Raw genomic sequence first — 978 nt, forward strand, 5'->3', positions numbered from 1 at the left:
GTTCATCAGACCCGGATGACGGTCTCATGCCCCACCACCACCCGACAATGCCTGACCAGCAACTCCACACTGCCAACCCAATGACACCCACCATGCACCCACACCTCCTGCGGGGTGCCCTAGGGGTGCCTCCCCAATGACCACCGATGGGAAACTCAAAACCCACCCCACCCCCCACCACCACACCACCGGAGCACCCCATGCGCTTCTCCGTACTCGGCAGCACCGAAGTCACCAACAACGGCCACCACCTCGAACTCGGCGGAATCCGCCAACGCGCAATCCTCGGCTACCTCCTCCTCAACGCCAACAAAGTCGTCGCCACCAGCCAAATCCTCCACGCCATGTGGGACGGCAACCCACCCCCCACCGCCCGCAAAATGGTCCAGAACGCCGTCTCCGGCATCCGCCGCATGCTCACCCACAACACCGACCCCACCACCAACCCCACCCTCCGCACCCACCCACCCGGCTACCAACTCCGCATCGACACCGAAACCATCGACCTCTACCGCTTCCGCAGACTCGTCCGCGAAGGCCGCCACGCCACCACCACCAACAACCCCACCCGCGCCGCCCAACACCTCACCGAAGCACTCAACCTCTGGCGCGGACGCGCCCTCGCCGACCTCGTCGAAACCGGCACCTGCTGGTCAGAACTCGCCGCCATCGAAGACGAACGACTCTCCGCCCTCGAAGACCGCCTCGACGCCGAACTCGCCTGCGGCCGACACCGCGAAATCACCCCCGAACTCGAAATCCTCACCGCCACCGAACCCATGCGCGAACGCCTCTGCCACCAATTCATGCTCGCCCTCTACCGCAGCGGCCGCCAAGTCGACGCCCTCCGCGTCTACCGACGCACCCGCGAAGCCCTCGTCGACGGCCTCGGCCTCGAACCCGGCCGCAGCCTCCAAGAACTCCAACAACGCATCCTCGAACACGACGCCAAAATCCAAATCCCCGCACTCACCCACT

Annotated in this window: 1 protein-coding gene; it reads left to right on the top strand. The window is 65.3% G+C overall.

Annotation, left to right across the window (positions count from 1 at the left end; all coding sequences use genetic code 11):
* Window positions 1-200: 200 nt before the first annotated feature.
* Window positions 201-978 (top strand): AfsR/SARP family transcriptional regulator (locus ACPXCB_RS31495; RefSeq protein WP_425879760.1); only part of this gene is annotated, 778 nt, incomplete at its 3' end.

It is taken from the genome of Micromonospora sp. DT62 (assembly GCF_049847285.1).
GTDB lineage: Bacteria > Actinomycetota > Actinomycetes > Mycobacteriales > Micromonosporaceae > Micromonospora > Micromonospora reichwaldensis.